Source organism: Pinibacter soli, from assembly GCF_029961145.1.
GTDB lineage: Bacteria > Bacteroidota > Bacteroidia > Chitinophagales > Chitinophagaceae > Pinibacter > Pinibacter soli.
Genome location: NZ_JASBRG010000003.1, coordinates 472,797 through 489,079, shown reverse-complemented (window position 1 = coordinate 489,079; position 16,283 = coordinate 472,797). Strand labels below are relative to the sequence as shown.

Here is a 16,283-nt window from a genome sequence, read left to right as displayed (position 1 = left end):
CAACCAACCTAAATCAAGGCAGTTTTGCCATATCCAATTCTTTTACGCTCCCATCGGAGCGGAAATAATACCATTTGCCGAATGGCCGCGTTACGCTGGTGGTATGAATTATTGTGTCTTTTAAAATATTACCATTCGGATCAGCTATCCAGTCAGGGATTTGCACAACAGTATCGGGTCTATTAACCGGGATTTCCTGAAATTGCCCCAGTACCTTCATGTTCCCGTTCTTGTAATATTCGACGTACAAACTGCAAGAATTAGCATCAGTATACTCAAGCACTGAAACCAAACTTCCTTTTCTCATTTCTCTTTTACCATTTTCTGCCGAAACCAAATCCAGTTGAAATGTTTTCCAATAACCTACTCTAACCCCTGCACTATAAAAACCTTCACAATAAGCAGGTAGTGGAGCAAAATGGAGATTATATGCGACATAAAATTGTCCAGTTGAATCCATCCATGTATAAAGCCATTCATATTCCGTCCACAACCCTTCTTTCTTACCGTCAACATATTTATCAGGCGTTTTTTGTACTTGCGAAAAACAAGACATTGATATAATAATGCTAATTAAAATAGCGGCGAACGATTTCATAATAGAGAGTTAACAATCAGATCAACGGATAAAACTAAATTCTATTATCTGCATCTTGAAAGAAACATTCAATCAATACCAAGTTTTTGTCCTGCGGACAAAAGGAAGTCTTTGCAATATTTTCTACGACATTGATGCCCTACGGGCAAGAGAACCTTTCCCGTAGGGAAATAATATCAATAGAAATTAGGACAACGTGCACATTATTGCCCGTAGGGCATTAATCCATCGCACGATTTTTAAACCGAAATTGAAGCTCAACTCAAAAATCTTCTCAAATCATCACAATCTTGAAAATCTGCCTGCCCGAAAGAATTTCATTCAGGCGGGCGTTCCTTCCCTCACAACCATTTCAAAGCAATGTTGTTATAACATCATATAGCTGCCTCACAAAACCATAATGGCTTAATTGTCAATTTGATGAGCAGTTTACCTTTCGTAAAAACATTGCCTATGTCAGCATTAGAACAGGTGCAAGCATTACGCTCACGCATACACGCGTCCATAATAGGACAGGATGATGTAGTAAACAAGATAATTATAGGGCTTCTCACAGATGGCAATGTATTGCTGGAAGGTCTGCCGGGCCTCGCAAAAACAAGAGCAGTAAAAAGTCTTGCGAGAAATCTTGATTGCAAACTAAGTCGTATTCAATTTACACCTGACCTACTTCCTTCTGATATCACGGGAACAGAAATTTATCAGCCGCAGGCAGAAGAAAAATTCGTGTTCCAGGCCGGGCCCATATTCAGCAATCTTATTCTCGCCGATGAGATCAATCGTGCGCCCGCCAAAGTGCAGGCCGCGTTACTTGAAGCAATGGAAGAAAGACAGGTTTCTGTTGCGGGCAAAACGCATAAAATGGAACCGCTGTTTATGGTACTTGCCACACAAAACCCGGTAGAACAGGAAGGCACGTACCCCTTGCCGGAAGCGCAACTCGATCGCTTTATTATGAAAATTGAAATTACTTATCCCGATAGCGACAACGAAACGAAAATCATGCGGTTAGTGCGTGAAGAATCGAAAGGCAATACAGCGCAGCAAGAAATCATTCCGCAAAATGTAATCTTCGATGCAAGAAAAGAGATCAGTAATATACAGGTAAAAGAGCCTGCGGAAAAATATATTGTGGACATCATAACGGCATCACGTTATCCCGGTCAGTTTAACAAGGATATCGAAAGATGGGTCAGCTATGGTGCAAGTCCACGCGGTACAATAAGCATTGACAAATGCGCAAGAGCCGTCGCATGGCTAGATGGCAGAGATTACGTAACCCCCGACGACATTCGTTTCATTGTGCATGACGTTCTTCGTCATCGCCTCATTCTTAGTTACGAAGCGAACGCCGACGGCGTAAACGCCAACAAAGTAATCGATGAACTTTTAAAGGTTGTATCAGTCACTTAATTCCTAATTCCTAATTCTTAATCGAAAAAATGTTCGGCTTTAAAAAAAATAAACAACAAGCCTATCCTCCCGAAGTCGCCACCAACCTGCAAGATCTCATGCGGTACGAATATCTTGTGCAAGCAAAGAACCTGCTTCCCTCTCACCCTATTTATTCGATACTCGCCGGCAGACATGCATCGAAGCTACGCGGCCGTGGTCTAGACTTTGAAGAAGTACGTCAATATGTTGCCGGAGATGACGTAAGAAATATTGATTGGCGTGTAACCGCAAGAACAGGTTTAACGCATACCAAAATATTTAATGAAGAAAAAGAAAGACCAACATTTACCATACTCGACCAGTGCAGCTATATGTTCTTTGGATCGCAGCGTTTTGTAAAATCAGTTACGGCCGCACATGCAGCGGCATTGGGTGCGTTCTATACGATTAAACGCGGTGACCGCGTGGGTGGACTAATTTTCAATGAAGACTCCTATGATCATATTGCTCCTAAAAGAAGCAAAGCGCTTGTGCAACACTTTCTTCAACTGATCGTAAACAAAAACAAATTATTACCCGAAAGAAAAACGATAAAGCCGGATGTTTCAAGACTAAATGAAATGCTCAGGCGAACACATTCTATTGTTACGCATGATTATGTTATAGAAGTGATCAGTGATTTCACCTATATCAATGATGAGACGCGGCATTTACTGAAAAGCCTAAGCTATCACAACGACGTGATTGTGATACACGTTTACGATGCACTAGATGAAGCTTTGCCTGACGGCAAATTAATATTAGGTGATGGTAGACGACAGATCAACTGGCAAAACAATAAAAGGAATTGGGGTAGGAAATACAGCGATGATTTTCAAGACATGCAAAGTCATTTGATCAATGACATGAGGCATTACAGAATACCGGTAGTTTTCTTTAATACAATGCAAACAGTAGAAGATCAGATAATGGATGTGCTTGGTAAAAAATTGAAACAGTAGAGACGCGTTGAACGCGTCTCCTTGCACCGAAGTGAGGCTGCACCAGACCTGACAGGTTTTGAAAACCTGTCAGGTCTTAGTCTCCGAGATTTTCAAAATCGTTGAGCGTTGAAATTTTATAGTAATTATTGTTACCAAAGCGCAATCAATAAACCAACCAGACAACAATGAACGAAACACAATTTGGACAACTAATAGAACCTGCACCGGTGAAGTTCAGTTACAGTACACCTGGCTGGTACGTGCTGGGAGCATTACTGTTGTTGCTTCTTATCGTTATTGCCTGGCTATTCGTAAGACATTATATCCGTAACCGTTATCGCCGTGAAGCAATAAAAAGTTTACAGGAAATTGAAGGCATGTATGCTGCAAACAATAATTATACTGATCTCATTTACGAAACTAATATGCTTGCAAAACGCGTAGCTATGTTTACCTATGGAAGACACACTGTTGCCGGTTTACGCGGCGAAGAATGGATCAACTATATGAATTCGAAATGGCGCAAAAAATCGTTCAATACAAATGATGCATCATTGCTTGCAAATAATGTGTACACGTTTTCACCGCCACCTGCAGAGCAAGCGACGTTGTTTGTAAGCAAAACAAAAGACTGGATAAGAAAACATAAGAGATAGAGAGGATGTACGGTATTCACTAAAACAATGCCACCAAAATGCATTTTGAAATCGCTTATAAATGGGTCATTTTTCTACTGCCATTGCCGCTACTATTGTACTGGCTGCTGCCTGCTATGCGTAGGCGGAGAGCTTCATTGATCGCGCCGTTCTTTGACCGTGCAGCAAGGGTTTCCGGTCAGCGACCAAAAAGAAACGCATGGGTTTCCCGGAGAAATATATTGGGTTGGATATGTCTTTTTTTGTGCTGGATATGTTTGCTAGGCGCTGCATCATCGCCACGCTATGTTGGAAAACCCGCGAAGAAAACAAAAACAGTTAGAAGCTTCCTGATAGCTGCCGACATTTCATTCAGCATGGCGCAAACCGATTGGGTAATGAATGGCAGGAGAATGACCCGCTGGCAGGCCGTAAAGTATGTGATGAAAGACTTTATAAAAGAAAGAAAAAGCGACCAGATAGGACTCGTGATGTTTGGCACCCATGCCTACCTACAAGCACCATTAACGACAGATCTTGAAACCATCAATTGGTTGCTTGATCAAACAGAAGTGGGCATGGCCGGACAAATGACGAGCATTGGCGAAGCAATTGCATTTAGCATAAAAGTATTTAAAGAAGATACTGTCAAACAAAAGGTAATGCTGCTATTAACGGATGGCATCGATGCAGGAAAAGAAATTCTTCCTCTGGACGCGGCACAGGCGGCGAGAAAAGATTCCATCACCATTTACACACTCGGCATTGGACAGGCGAAAGGCAGCGGCGGTTATGATCTTGATGAAAAAACGCTGAGAGATATTGCTTATGTAACCGGCGGAAAATATTTCAATGCAATGAATGAGGGACAAATGAAGCAGGTATACGCGGAGCTTAATAAAATGCAACCTGTAGAGTACGAAGAGGAAAGCTATAAACCCGTTACGCTACTGTACATGTATCCATTGGCAGCAGCGATTGGACTTGGTTTGCTGTTTCATTTTTTAAATGGCATCGTAAATCTTTTCAGGAGACACGCATGAACATTGAAGAAAAAATAGAAGAACTTAAAAATATTATCAAAGGTATTGACTGGACGCAATTTCATTTCCTGCGTCCAAAGGCGCTGTACTTATTTTTCGTGCTGGCAGTTATTGTTTTGCTGTTGATCATTGGCAATAAAGAAAGAAAGAAATGGAAGACCATGATTGCTGCTCCTTTAAGAAAATATATGTTTACGAAAAGCAGTCCCTGGGCAATTATTTTACCCTTGCTTCTTTTCATTATTGGAACATCGTTAGGCATCATTGGTTTGGCGGGCCCTACCTGGAAGAAGAAACAAATACCCGGCGAAAAAATACAGGCTGTTGTTTTGATCGTTCTTGACCTTTCACAATCCATGCTGGCAAAAGACATTGAACCGAGCAGACTTGAAAGAGCAAAGTTTAAAATTTCGGATTTTGTTGATGCCAATCCAAGAGCCAGAGCCGGTTTGGTGGCATTTGCCGGAACGGCGCATCCCGTTCTGCCATTTACAAGTGATTACAAAATCATCAAACATCATGCGCAAAGTCTTGCCAACAGAGAGATGCCGGTACAAGGAACGAATGTGCAGATACTGCTGCAAATCGTAGACACGATGATGCAAAGGGTTGTTGCACCAAGCACCATTCTTTTAATGACGGATGCTATTAACTCCGATGATGCCATTTTGCTAAGCAATTATATAAACAGCAGTGTTCATCATCTGGAAATACTGTTATTGTCAACGCCAAACGGAGCTTCTATTCCGGGCCATGCAAGCATTGTTTCAAAACAGGATCCAACTGTTCTTGCCAATCTTCAGCAAAACGACAAAATCAATATAACGCCCATAACACTTGACAAATCAGATGTGGAAGGCATTGCAAAAAGAATAAGCGATAAGCTCATTTTTGAAAAAGATAAAAAAGAAGATGAAAAAGACTGGGATGATATGGGTTGGTTACTCATTTTGCCAATGCTTGTAATTGCTGCATTCTGGTTCAGAAAAGGGTGGGTGATCCAGTGGTGCTGGTTGCCGTTAACTTGTCTGTTGTTTTCCTCCTGCGGTTTAAAAAGCAAGCACCCGGATTGGTGGTACACGAAAGATTACCAGGGCCAGTTGTATGCCGATACAAAAGATTACACTGCTGCTGCAGAAAAATTTGACGACAATACACAAAAAGCAGTGGCCTATTTTAAAGCAGGCGACTACCAAACTGCAGCAGAACTTTTTGAAATGGACAGCTCCGCTACGGGACAATACAATCGCGGCTTAGCACTTGCAAAAATGGGACGATACGAAGAAGCGGAAACCATTTTTGAGAACGCCGCAATCCTTGATCCATCACTCAGGGAACGGGCCAATAGTAGCATCGCCAAAGCAAAACACGAAAAAATGAAAGTTGATTCTCTGGTAAAATTTGATCCAAATAAAAACACAAAACAGGTGGCAGAAAACAAAAAGAAGGCGAAAAAAGATCCATTAAAAGAACGTAAAGCTCAATCAGATGATGAGCAGCTTTCATCAGACACACAAGTGAAAAATATTCCAAAATTCGGCAATCGCGTAACGGATGAAGTGCAGAGCGATGTGCACAAATACAAGGAAGCTACATTTCCTCCGAAAGATTTTAAAATGCAAAAACCGGAATCAACATCGGAGAAAATTTTGATGCAAAAAACAAACGCTGATCCCGGCGAGTTTCTACACAGAAGATTTGAGATACAAAAGATGCGCTATTACAAAAATGTAAAACCTGAAAAAGAGTCTTGGTAAAATATATCGCCATATCCATTTTGCTTTGCTTTATTGGCATTGATTCCAACGCACAGGATTGCTTTGCACGTGTAGAACTGAACAAGCATAGTGTGTACGTGCAGGAACCATTTCGCGTAACCATACGCGTGCTTACCAAAACATGGTACACCGCGCCGCTCGATTTTGACAATATTCAAATACCAAGTGCATTTATTCTTCCGTTTGACAGAACACAATCAGGCATGTTTACTGTTGGGGACAAACAATATGCAGGACTTGAATTTTATTTTATCGTCTTCCCTTACAAAGCCGGCACTTTTACCATTCCGCCTATTCACATTGGGGCCACTACTCCACCGGAAGGAAGCTCCGAAAGCAAGAAAGTGACGTTAGCAACAGCTCCGCAAAAGATCATTGTAAGAGACGTTCCTGCAAGTCTTAAAACGGATAATTGGTTCGTAGCAAAAGGCGTAAACATTTCCGAGCGATGGAACAAATCGCTTCGTGATGTAAAAGTCGGCGATGTTATTGTAAGAACCATTACCATAGATGCGAGCGGTACGCTGCCACAGTTCATTCCGGAAGTAGCAAAGGAAAAGCCTGACTGGGCAAGCATTTACCCAGATGATGCAGAGTTGCAGGATACACGCAATGAAAACGATGCAAACGGGAGAAGAATAGAAAGCATTACTTACTTGCTCGAGAAAGCCGGCGATTTTCAGATTCCTCCTGTTAAGGTTACATGGTGGAATCCCAATAACAGTCGAAAGTATGAAAAGTCAACAGTTTCTGTAAGCATACACGTCAAAGAAAATCCGAACCTCGGCATTCTTACTACTTTAAAAGATAGTTTAAAAACCACGCAGAAAATAGCAAAGCCGCCGGAAAAGAAAAAAGGTCCGTATTTAATTTATGGTATTCCATGGTATTGGTTCAGCCTTTATGCCCTGGTAGCAATCGCAGTATTGTATGTTGTTGTACGCCTCATAATAAGCATTGTAAAATGGGCCACACAGAAACGCCGCAATTATTTGAACAGTGAGCAACACTGGTTCAACAAGTTTATGCGGAGCCCGAACAACGCAAGTAAGGTCATCAATGGCTTATACCAGTGGTGGGACAGATCTGGCATAGCGAACAAATCAGCATCCGCAACAGAAACATTTATACATGATAAAGAACCATCTATAAAAAAAGAACTGGATGCTATTTACAAGGATTTGTACGAAGGTGAAAACGGATCAGGAAGTGTAGAGCAAAAGCAACTCAAATCTGAAATAAAGAAATACAGAAAGAAAAAAAGACTGGCAAATGATCAATTGGCCAACAAGATTTCCGAGCATCAGAAATTGTGGGAGTGACAAGACTGAATAACTGAGGTGTGTAAATAATTGAGTCATTAAAAAAGCCGCATCGTCATTGCGAGCCCTGCGGATTACGAATGCCTGAATAATCAAAACAAACTTAGCAATCCAAGAAGTGGGCGAAGCAATCCAGATTGAATAATTGGGATGCTTCGGCTACACGCTGTAATTCGATCTTGCATTTTGTAATGCAGTTATTCTTTCTCCGCCGGCCTCGCAATGACGATGAAGTGTTGTTGCTTTTTCATGAACATTTCAAAGACGAAAGCTGCTTCAATAATTCAATGATTCAATTAGTCAACACTTCAGTTATTCAGTTACTCAGTTATTCAGTTATTCAATTATAATAACCTCCGAACAAACAAAAGCATTCTGCGTTAAACAATAAAAATCTTTCGATAATGAGAATGAACAATCAACAAACAATGGCAGGCACAGCTTTGATGCTATGCTGCGTGCTTACATGGAATTTGTCTTTTTCTCAGAAGAAGCCGAACATCCTTGTTATTTTCGGAGATGACATTGGACAATCAAATATCAGTGCTTACAGTCGTGGGCTCATGGGTTTCATGACCCCTAATATTGACCGGATAGGCAGCGAAGGCGGCGTGTTTGTGCAGTATTACGGGCAGCAAAGTTGTACTGCGGGCCGTGCGGCGTTTATTACAGGGCAATGTCCTTTCCGCACCGGTCTTACAAAAGTTGGCCTGCCTGGCTCACCTGTGGGCCTGCAAAAAGAAGACCCAACCATTGCGGAATTTTTGAAACCACTTGGATACATGTGTGGTCAGTTTGGGAAGAACCACCTGGGCGATCAGGACAAATATTTACCTACTGCTCACGGATTCGACGAATTCTTTGGCAACCTTTATCACCTGAATGCGGAAGAAGAGCCTGAAAATCCAGACTATCCGAAGGACCCTGAATTCAAAAAACAATTCGGGCCACGCGGCGTCATACATTCCACAGCAGATGGCAAACTAGAGGATACAGGTCCGCTCACAAAAAAAAGAATGGAAACTGTTGATGAAGAATTTCTGAAAGCTTCAGAAGATTTCATGAGCCGTTCGATCAAATCAAACAAACCATTCTTTGTGTGGTTCAACAGTACACGCATGCACATCTTTACCCACCTTAAGCCTGCATCGGAAGGTAAAACAGGATTGGGAACACAGGCAGATGGTATGACTGAACATGACGCAATGGTGGGCGACCTATTGAAGTTTTTAGAAGACAACAAAATTGCCGATAACACCATCGTTATTTATTCTACCGATAATGGCGCTATGAAGAACCAGTGGCCCGATGGAGGCTCATCTCCTTTCCGTGGCGAAAAAGATATGGAAACAGAAGGCGCATTCAGAGTGCCTTGCCTTATCCGCTGGCCAGGGGTTGTAAAGCCCGGCACCAATTTCACAGGATTGTTTTCTGCAGAAGATTGGTTACCAACGTTGGTTGCAGCAGCAGGTGGAGATGCTAATTTACCTGCCAGTGTAGCGAGTGGTGCGAAGGAAGGAAGCAAGTCTTTCAAAGTGCATCTGGACGGCTACAACCAGGTTCCATATTTAAGTGGCAAAACAACAACCGCCCGTCACGAGTTTGTATACTTTGATGATGACGGCCACCTTGTAGCTTATCGTGATGACAGATTTAAGTACAAGTTTGCCAGACAAGATGCGAAAGGCATGGAAATATGGCGCGTACCAATGACAAACATGAGAGCTCCGGTAATGATAGACCTATTGTCAGATCCGTACGAGTATTCTCCTGACAACGCTGCGAAATATGAAGACTGGGCCATGAAACATGCATTCATGATATTGCCGGCTGTCGAAAAAGTCGCAAAATATCTTGCCACATACAAACAGTTTCCTCCTCGTCAGGCACCGGCAACTTTCTCAATCGACCAGGTGATAGAGGCATTGCCTAAACCACAGATCAAGAATTAGCTCAATTTGAAATTTAAAATTTGAGATTTGAGATTAACAGCGTGAGTATTTGAATAGAAAAAGCATGTCAACTAAACATTGACGTGCTTTTTTACTAAGATGCTGAACCAAAATTTACTCCCCATTCAGCAATCAGTATGAATCAGAAATGATTTCAAATTTCAAATATCAAATCTCTAATGCGTAAAAAATACCATTGCGCCCTTCAATTGTGCCTTAAAGTGCCAATGCTGTTAGGTATTTTTGCAGTCAGACCAACAGTATGGCAATGGCCCGACCAAATCTTCCCACATACAGCATTTGCAGCCTGAACGATAACGCCACATTATCAAATGACATCATTGCGGATCATTTCAGTCACTATCTGGAAGTCCACAAGGACCTTCATTTTCCGCACAGGCATTCTTTTTATCATCTCGTTTATTTTACAAAAGGAACAGGAAATCACTCCATTGATTTTATAAGGTTTCCTGTGGAAGCAGGTCAGATTTATTTCATGAATCCGGGACAAATACACACCTGGGATTTTAAAGCAGAGCCTGAAGGATTCATCATTAATTTTTTAGATCACTATGTTAATGCATTGCTCGCAGATGCAAAATATTTACAGAAGTTCAGCTTTTTTGCAGGCATCGCCAATCGGCAGGTGGTAATGATTCCCAAAGTCGCGAGACCAAAAATGCATACGCTGCTACAGACGATTGTTGACGAAAGCAACACATCCAACGAAATGAAAGATGACTTGATAAGAGTTTGCCTGATACAGGTTTTCATTGAAACGGAACGTTACACAACAAAAGCAGAAACAAAAACAAACCGTTACAACTCAACTTTACTTCGCAACTTTCAGCAACTGATCGAAGAACATTACAAAGAGTTCAGGCTAACAAAAGATTATGCTGCAATGCTGTATGTTACACCCAATCACCTGAACGCATTGAGCAAGGACCTTACAGGAAGTTCCTCAGGCGAACTGATCAGAAACCGTGTCTTGCTGGAAGCAAAACGTTTACTGATCAATGCCGAGATAAATATTTCTGGCATTGCCAATGAATTGAATTTTGAAGACAATTCTTATTTCTCAAAATTTTTCAAAAAATACGAAGGCGTTACGCCGGAGGTTTTTAGAAATAAATATAAATAGGTTATGAAAACAATAATTGCCACAACAGACATGATGAATGAAAAACCTTCAGCATCACTTCCTGCATTTGCAAAATGCAAATGTCCGAGATGCAGACAGGGAGATATGTTTGTAAATAAAAATCCTTATCAGCTAAAGGAAACAATGAAGATGAATGAGACATGTCCCGTTTGCGGACAGCCATTCAATCTTGAGGTGGGTTTTTATTACGGCTCAAGTTATATCAGCTATGCTTTTACAGTTGCACTGAGTGTGGCAACGTTCGTAGCATGGTGGGTATTGATTGGATTTAGTCTCGCAGACGGAGATCACAGATTGTTCTACTGGATCGGCATCAACGCAGTTGTATTAATTGTTTTACAGCCCTATCTAATGCGCCTTGCAAGAAGAGGCTGGTTGAGTTTTTTTGCTCGTTATGATAAAGATTGGAGACTTCATCCTGCAGAGAGACCGGAGCGTTTGAATAGCGCACAGGAAGAAAATTGGTAGGCATGGAGTTTTGAGTAACGGATTCTAACTCAATACCCAAAACTCATAACTCACAACCTAATTTGATTTTTGCAAACATTGGATTGATACTTGCAAGTAAGATGGTTGAAAATAGACTGAACTTTGCAATATCAAAATTCAAATACAATGAGTACAAAAAGTAAAGTAGCATTGGTAACAGGTGGCAGTCGCGGATTAGGAAAAAACATGGCTATAAGCCTTGCCAATAAAGGAATAGACGTTGTATTAACATACAACAGCAACAAAGAAGAAGCCGATAAAGTAGTAGCTGAAATACAATCGCTTGGACAAAAAGCTGCTGCTTTTCAATTGAACGCCGGTGATGTAAAATCGTTTGACAACTTTTTCAAACAAGTGACCGGACATTTGAAAGATACCACCGGCAGCACAAATTTTGACTTTCTTATCAACAACGCCGGAACGGCCCTGTATTCACCATTTGCAGAAACTACTGAAGAACAATTCGACAACGCACTGAACATTCATTATAAAGGTGTTTTCTTCCTTACACAGAAGGCATTACCGTTTATTAATGATGGAGGACGCATCATCAATATTTCATCTGGCCTTGCACGCTTTGCCTACCCAGGCTCGTCTGCGTATGGTTCTATGAAAGGTGCTATTGAAGTTTTGACAAGATATCTTGCGAAAGAACTCGGAGCAAGAGGAATTGCAGCAAACGTGGTAGCTCCCGGAGCAATCGAAACAGACTTTGGCGGCGGCCGTGTAAGAGACAACAAAGAGATCAATGACCACATCGCGAACGTAACAGCGTTGGGACGAGTTGGCTTGCCAGATGATGTTGGTGGCGTTGTAGCGTTCCTTTGCACTGAAGAAGCAAGATGGATCAATGCGCAGCGCATCGAAGTTTCAGGTGGAGTGAACTTGTAGACCCAGAGAATAACCGAATAACTGAGTAACTGAAGGTCCATGCGTAAGATGCATTTTCAGCTTCAGTTATTCAGTTATTCGGTTATTCAGATTCCCATGTATCAATCTTTCTCCACTTTGATGAACTTTCCGTCCTTATCAAATACAAGATCCTGTTTGTTCACCTCCGCTTCATAATTAATTTCCCCGTTTGCCTTAGTAATTTTAGACGCCTCTTTTATGCTGCCCTTTTTCTGCTGCTTAATGTATGCGTCAACACCCGCCGGCAGTGCACTCACCGCAATTTCTTCTTCAGTTTCTATCCAGTTACCAGATGCGCCATACACTGCGGCCATTTCTTTTTTACCATCTAAAAAATTCACTTCGTAATTCTCTCCTTCCTTTTCCCATTTCACTTTAGTAGCAGTTGGAAATGTTTTCTTAAAAGCAGCTTCAGCGGCGGCCGGCGCCTTCACGTTTTTCTCTTTCTTTTCCTGTGAAAAACCAGTAAGCGCTACAAGTGAAGCAACAGCCATCATTAAATAGAATCTCATTTTTAAGAATTTAAATGTTTAAGTAAAACACCAAACTAATAGTCGATTCTGCATTTTTTCTGGATAAATGTTGAAGATATTTGGCATTTAATGGAACAAAGAATATCGAAGCAATGTGTATGTTCTTCAGCAAAGTGCACAATATCTGCTTTTGAAAACGTTGTCAACTCAACAATTGTAGCTGTATGCCTCAAAAGCGGTGGGATGATTTGCAGCACTTGTTCCTTGCTGTCAAAGTTGTCGATGAACCATGATTTATGGACACCTTCTTTGCAGCCCCAATAGGCCTTTGCCAGCAAATGCGAACCAGATTCCACAAACAGCTTGATAATTTGTTTGCATTCGAATGAGCTTTCTGAATGCGGGATTTCAATTAAATAAGTTGCCATTTTGAAAATATTTAACGGTTAATGTGTTGTGGCGAATTGCGTTCGCCCTGTTGACTATTAGCACTACAAACCAAACCAGCGTTGCTTCCGGCTTGATCCAAAAAGTTTTTTATCTACAGTTAATTCTTCCGAAGCCTGGTGATGTATGCCGAAAGGCTTAGGACCTGAAAAGAAATCAACATCTACCCTTGCCACCATTCCTTTTCCAAATTCAATATAGCAGGAACCGGCTCCGGTATAAGGCGACTCATTTTCTTTTCCATGAAATACATCAATGATCGATGTTGCTGCTATTTTCGCTGCACCCTCTGCAAACACACCCGCCTTGGGTGTTCCCACACTTGTTACATCACCAATGGCATACACGCCTGGAAATTTTGTGCGCAAGTTCAGCCTGTCGACAGGTATCCAGCCGTTCTCCGCCAGACCGCTTTGCAGCACTACAGCAGGCGCAACGTGTTGCGGAATGCCAAGCAACAAATCGCAAGGCAACTCCGTACCGTCATCCAATGTGATCTTTTTGCCGGTACCAACTGATGCAACTTTCCTTTGAGGAATAAAGCGAATATTGCGCTCTTCAAATGCATACAGCAGAGCTTTCGAAGAATCCGGTGACGGCGGAATGGGTAGGCCAAATGGTATAACAATACTAATCGTGCAAGCATCTCTCACACCACGGCCTGTAAGATAATCGTGTAGCATTAAGGCAGCTTCGCTTGGCGCAGGCGGGCACTTGAATGGTGCATTGCACACGCCTATAACCGCGTGGCCGCTATTGAAACGGGGAAGAATGTCACGCAACTTTTCGGCGCCTTCAAACGTGTAATATTCATTCCCGTGTTCAGCGAGGCCGGGCGTAGCGGCAATGTCGTAGTTGGCGCCAAGTGCCACTACCAGCACATCAGCTTCATAACTTGCTTTGTTAGTTGTAACCTTTTTTGTGTTGGGATCAATCGCTGTGATTGTTTCCTGGCGGAACTTCACGCCGGGCTTTGCAATACTGCTATAGGATATTTTTACTGCATCAGCCCGTTGATGACCAAACATTACATCCAGTTTTGAAAAACCAAAATAAAAGGAATCATGCTGGTCAATCAGTGTAAGATTAAGCTGCTCGCCTAATGCTTCAGAGAGCAAAGTGGCGAGTTCCAAACCGCCGAAACCAGCGCCGAGAACAGTTACGCGTAATTTCATTTTGTTTAGTTATGGTGTTTATGATAGATTTTGATACGAACATTTGTAACACGGATTAAGCATTGTTGCGTCGCATTTCGTTCATCTGTTGAATATCTATTGAGCTATGGTTTCATAGTGAGGACCATACATGAATCGATGCCCTTTAATCTACAGCTGAAGTGTGCGACGCAACGATGATGCCATGAAAACAAATGTTTGGTTCACAAAAAAACTATTACTTTATTGCGCTGGTCACACATTCTTTTGCGATCTGAAAATTTTGAATGCTGCAATTTGGCTCGGACAAATGCCTGTAACTCCGGCGATCACGAAGCCTACAGCAGGCACATAGAGCAACCAACTGGCGGTGGAAAAACCAGTAAGGTAAATGCCCACCCAAAGAACGGTGCCCATGAAAATGAACCAAATGCGCATGGATAGTGGAGCTTTCATACATTAGATTTTAGCAGGTTGAGAAACAACGCGGAGATATGGTTTAATGGTCTTCCAGCCGTTGGGGTATTTTTCTTTGGCCTCCTCATCAGACACGGCGGGAACGATAATAACATCTTCTCCGTCCTGCCAGTTCACAGGAGTGGCAACTTTATGTGCGGCAGTCAACTGCATGGAATCCAGCGCACGTAAAATCTCGTTGAAATTGCGACCGGTGGTCATTGGGTAAGTCAGTTGCAGCTTTATTTTTTTGTCGGGCCCGATCACAAAAACCGAACGCACGGTTTGGTTGGTTGCGGCTGTCCTGCCTTCGAATGTTCCCGCCTCGTCAGCAGGCAACATTTCGTACAACTTAGCAATGGCAAGCTCTGTGTCGCCAATCATCGGATAGTTAACCGCGGCGCCTTGTGTTTCCTCGATATCTTTTTCCCATTTCAAATGACTGTCTACAGAATCAACACTAAGACCAATGATCTTGCAATTGCGTTTGGCGAACTCAGGTTCTATCCTTGCCATATAACCCAACTCAGTGGTGCAAACAGGGGTGAAATCTTTTGGGTGCGAGAACAGCATTGCCCAGCCATCTCCGATCCATTCGTGGAAATCGATAGTGCCTTTTGTAGTTTGGGCAGTAAAATTTGGGGCGGTGTTGTTTAGTCTTAAGCTCATGGCATTGTGTGTTTGTTTTTGATTAAATAATTAACACCACAAATATGCTAAGGCTAAAAACCAATTCCTGTAACAACCGTTACAAGCCTGTGTAACAAATGTTACAAATCCTTCAACAGCTTGATTTGCTTATTGTAGATGAGCAATTTCTTATCGTTCTCCAGTTTCTTGAGCAATCTTGAAATAACGACCCGATTGGTTCCCAATTCATCGCCAATCTGCTGGTGGGTAAGATTAAGCACGGAAGAGCCCGTCACTTTTGCCTTTTCTTTGAGATAATTGATGAGTCTTTCATCCAGTTTTTTAAAAGCAACTTCATCAATGCACTTGATCATTTCTGTAAAGCGATTAAGCATGGTGGTCATGACATACTTTTTCCAGGATGGATATTTGACCATCCAGCCTTCCATCAGTGCAACAGGTACGCAAAGCAAAACGCTGTCTTCCTCTGCCGAGCCTTTGATCACACTTGTTTGAGAAAGTATGCAGCAGTTAAACGTCATGGCGCAACTCTCGCCCTCTTTTACATAGTACAGCAAAAGCTCCTGCCCTTCATCATTAATGCGGCTCACTTTGATCGTGCCACTGATCAACAACGGAACGGCCCTGATCGTTTGCCCAATGTTGAGCATCGTGTCGCCGCTCTTTACTTCCATTAACATGGATTTCTCTTCCAGCTCGGCAACTAAGGCAGGCTCGAATAATTCTGCAAACCTATCAAGGTAGTTTAGCGGTTGACCAATCATAGGTTTAAGGTAAGCATTAAAAATCAGGAATTAAAGTGAAGCAAGAGAGAACAGTAGAACTAGCTT

At 42.1% G+C, this 16,283-nt stretch carries 17 protein-coding genes; 10 read left to right on the top strand and 7 right to left on the bottom strand.

Annotation, left to right across the window (positions count from 1 at the left end):
* Positions 1 to 13: 13 nt before the first annotated feature.
* Entirely contained in the window at positions 14 to 598 is a 585-nt protein-coding gene (locus QJ048_RS06395; RefSeq protein ID WP_282333506.1) for a hypothetical protein, read from the bottom strand.
* A 453-nt stretch (positions 599 to 1,051) separates the two neighbouring features.
* Here QJ048_RS06395 and QJ048_RS06390 point away from each other — a divergent pair, with 453 nt between their 5' ends.
* The 10 genes from QJ048_RS06390 (at position 1,052) to QJ048_RS06345 (ending at position 12,251) form a co-directional block, all read left to right on the top strand.
* The gene (locus tag QJ048_RS06390; RefSeq protein WP_282333505.1) at positions 1,052 to 2,011 is read left to right on the top strand and encodes an AAA family ATPase; all 960 of its coding nucleotides are present in this window, start codon (positions 1,052 to 1,054) and stop codon (positions 2,009 to 2,011) included.
* A 29-nt stretch (positions 2,012 to 2,040) separates the two neighbouring features.
* Entirely contained in the window at positions 2,041 to 2,994 is a 954-nt protein-coding gene (locus QJ048_RS06385) for a DUF58 domain-containing protein (RefSeq protein ID WP_282333504.1), read from the top strand.
* A 167-nt stretch (positions 2,995 to 3,161) separates the two neighbouring features.
* A complete protein-coding gene (locus tag QJ048_RS06380; protein WP_282333503.1) occupies positions 3,162 to 3,632 on the top strand; it encodes a DUF4381 domain-containing protein in 471 nt (156 codons plus the stop codon).
* 38 nt (positions 3,633 to 3,670) lie between these two features.
* A complete protein-coding gene (locus QJ048_RS06375) occupies positions 3,671 to 4,654 on the top strand; it encodes a VWA domain-containing protein (RefSeq protein WP_282333502.1) in 984 nt (327 codons plus the stop codon).
* Positions 4,651 to 6,411 carry a VWA domain-containing protein gene (locus tag QJ048_RS06370; RefSeq protein ID WP_282333501.1) on the top strand — a complete coding sequence of 587 codons (1,761 nt, stop codon included), beginning with the start codon at positions 4,651 to 4,653 and terminating at the stop codon, positions 6,409 to 6,411. The genes QJ048_RS06375 and QJ048_RS06370 overlap by 4 nt, the downstream gene beginning before the upstream one ends.
* On the top strand, positions 6,405 to 7,754 hold the full coding sequence (locus tag QJ048_RS06365; protein WP_282333500.1) for a BatD family protein: 1,350 nt from the start codon (positions 6,405 to 6,407) through the stop codon (positions 7,752 to 7,754). Before QJ048_RS06370 ends, QJ048_RS06365 begins: the two co-directional genes overlap by 7 nt.
* 410 nt (positions 7,755 to 8,164) lie before the next feature.
* Positions 8,165 to 9,706: an arylsulfatase gene (locus QJ048_RS06360; RefSeq protein ID WP_282333499.1), complete on the top strand. Its 1,542-nt coding sequence runs from the start codon at positions 8,165 to 8,167 to the stop codon at positions 9,704 to 9,706.
* Positions 9,707 to 9,974: 268 nt separating this feature from the next.
* Positions 9,975 to 10,850, top strand: coding sequence for an AraC family transcriptional regulator (locus QJ048_RS06355; protein WP_282333498.1), 876 nt, complete (start codon positions 9,975 to 9,977; stop codon positions 10,848 to 10,850).
* 3 nt (positions 10,851 to 10,853) lie between these two features.
* Positions 10,854 to 11,339: a DUF983 domain-containing protein gene (locus tag QJ048_RS06350; RefSeq protein ID WP_425607785.1), complete on the top strand. Its 486-nt coding sequence runs from the start codon at positions 10,854 to 10,856 to the stop codon at positions 11,337 to 11,339.
* 147 nt (positions 11,340 to 11,486) lie between these two features.
* Entirely contained in the window at positions 11,487 to 12,251 is a 765-nt protein-coding gene (locus QJ048_RS06345; protein ID WP_282333497.1) for an SDR family NAD(P)-dependent oxidoreductase, read from the top strand.
* Positions 12,252 to 12,352: 101 nt separating this feature from the next.
* Here the strand turns inward: QJ048_RS06345 and QJ048_RS06340 are convergent, their stop codons facing one another.
* From QJ048_RS06340 to QJ048_RS06315, 6 genes are all read right to left on the bottom strand, one after another.
* Positions 12,353 to 12,784, bottom strand: a complete 432-nt coding sequence (locus QJ048_RS06340) for a PepSY-like domain-containing protein (RefSeq protein WP_282333496.1) — start codon at positions 12,782 to 12,784, stop codon at positions 12,353 to 12,355.
* A gap of 35 nt (positions 12,785 to 12,819) precedes the next feature.
* A complete protein-coding gene (locus QJ048_RS06335; RefSeq protein ID WP_282333495.1) occupies positions 12,820 to 13,173 on the bottom strand; it encodes a hypothetical protein in 354 nt (117 codons plus the stop codon).
* A gap of 63 nt (positions 13,174 to 13,236) precedes the next feature.
* Positions 13,237 to 14,367: an NAD(P)/FAD-dependent oxidoreductase gene (locus QJ048_RS06330; protein WP_282333494.1), complete on the bottom strand. Its 1,131-nt coding sequence runs from the start codon at positions 14,365 to 14,367 to the stop codon at positions 13,237 to 13,239.
* A 234-nt stretch (positions 14,368 to 14,601) separates the two neighbouring features.
* The gene (locus QJ048_RS06325) at positions 14,602 to 14,802 is read right to left on the bottom strand and encodes a hypothetical protein (protein ID WP_282333493.1); all 201 of its coding nucleotides are present in this window, start codon (positions 14,800 to 14,802) and stop codon (positions 14,602 to 14,604) included.
* A 3-nt stretch (positions 14,803 to 14,805) separates the two neighbouring features.
* Entirely contained in the window at positions 14,806 to 15,471 is a 666-nt protein-coding gene (locus QJ048_RS06320; RefSeq protein ID WP_282333492.1) for a peroxiredoxin, read from the bottom strand.
* A 101-nt stretch (positions 15,472 to 15,572) separates the two neighbouring features.
* A complete protein-coding gene (locus QJ048_RS06315) occupies positions 15,573 to 16,217 on the bottom strand; it encodes a Crp/Fnr family transcriptional regulator (RefSeq protein ID WP_282333491.1) in 645 nt (214 codons plus the stop codon).
* Positions 16,218 to 16,283 lie beyond the last annotated feature (66 nt).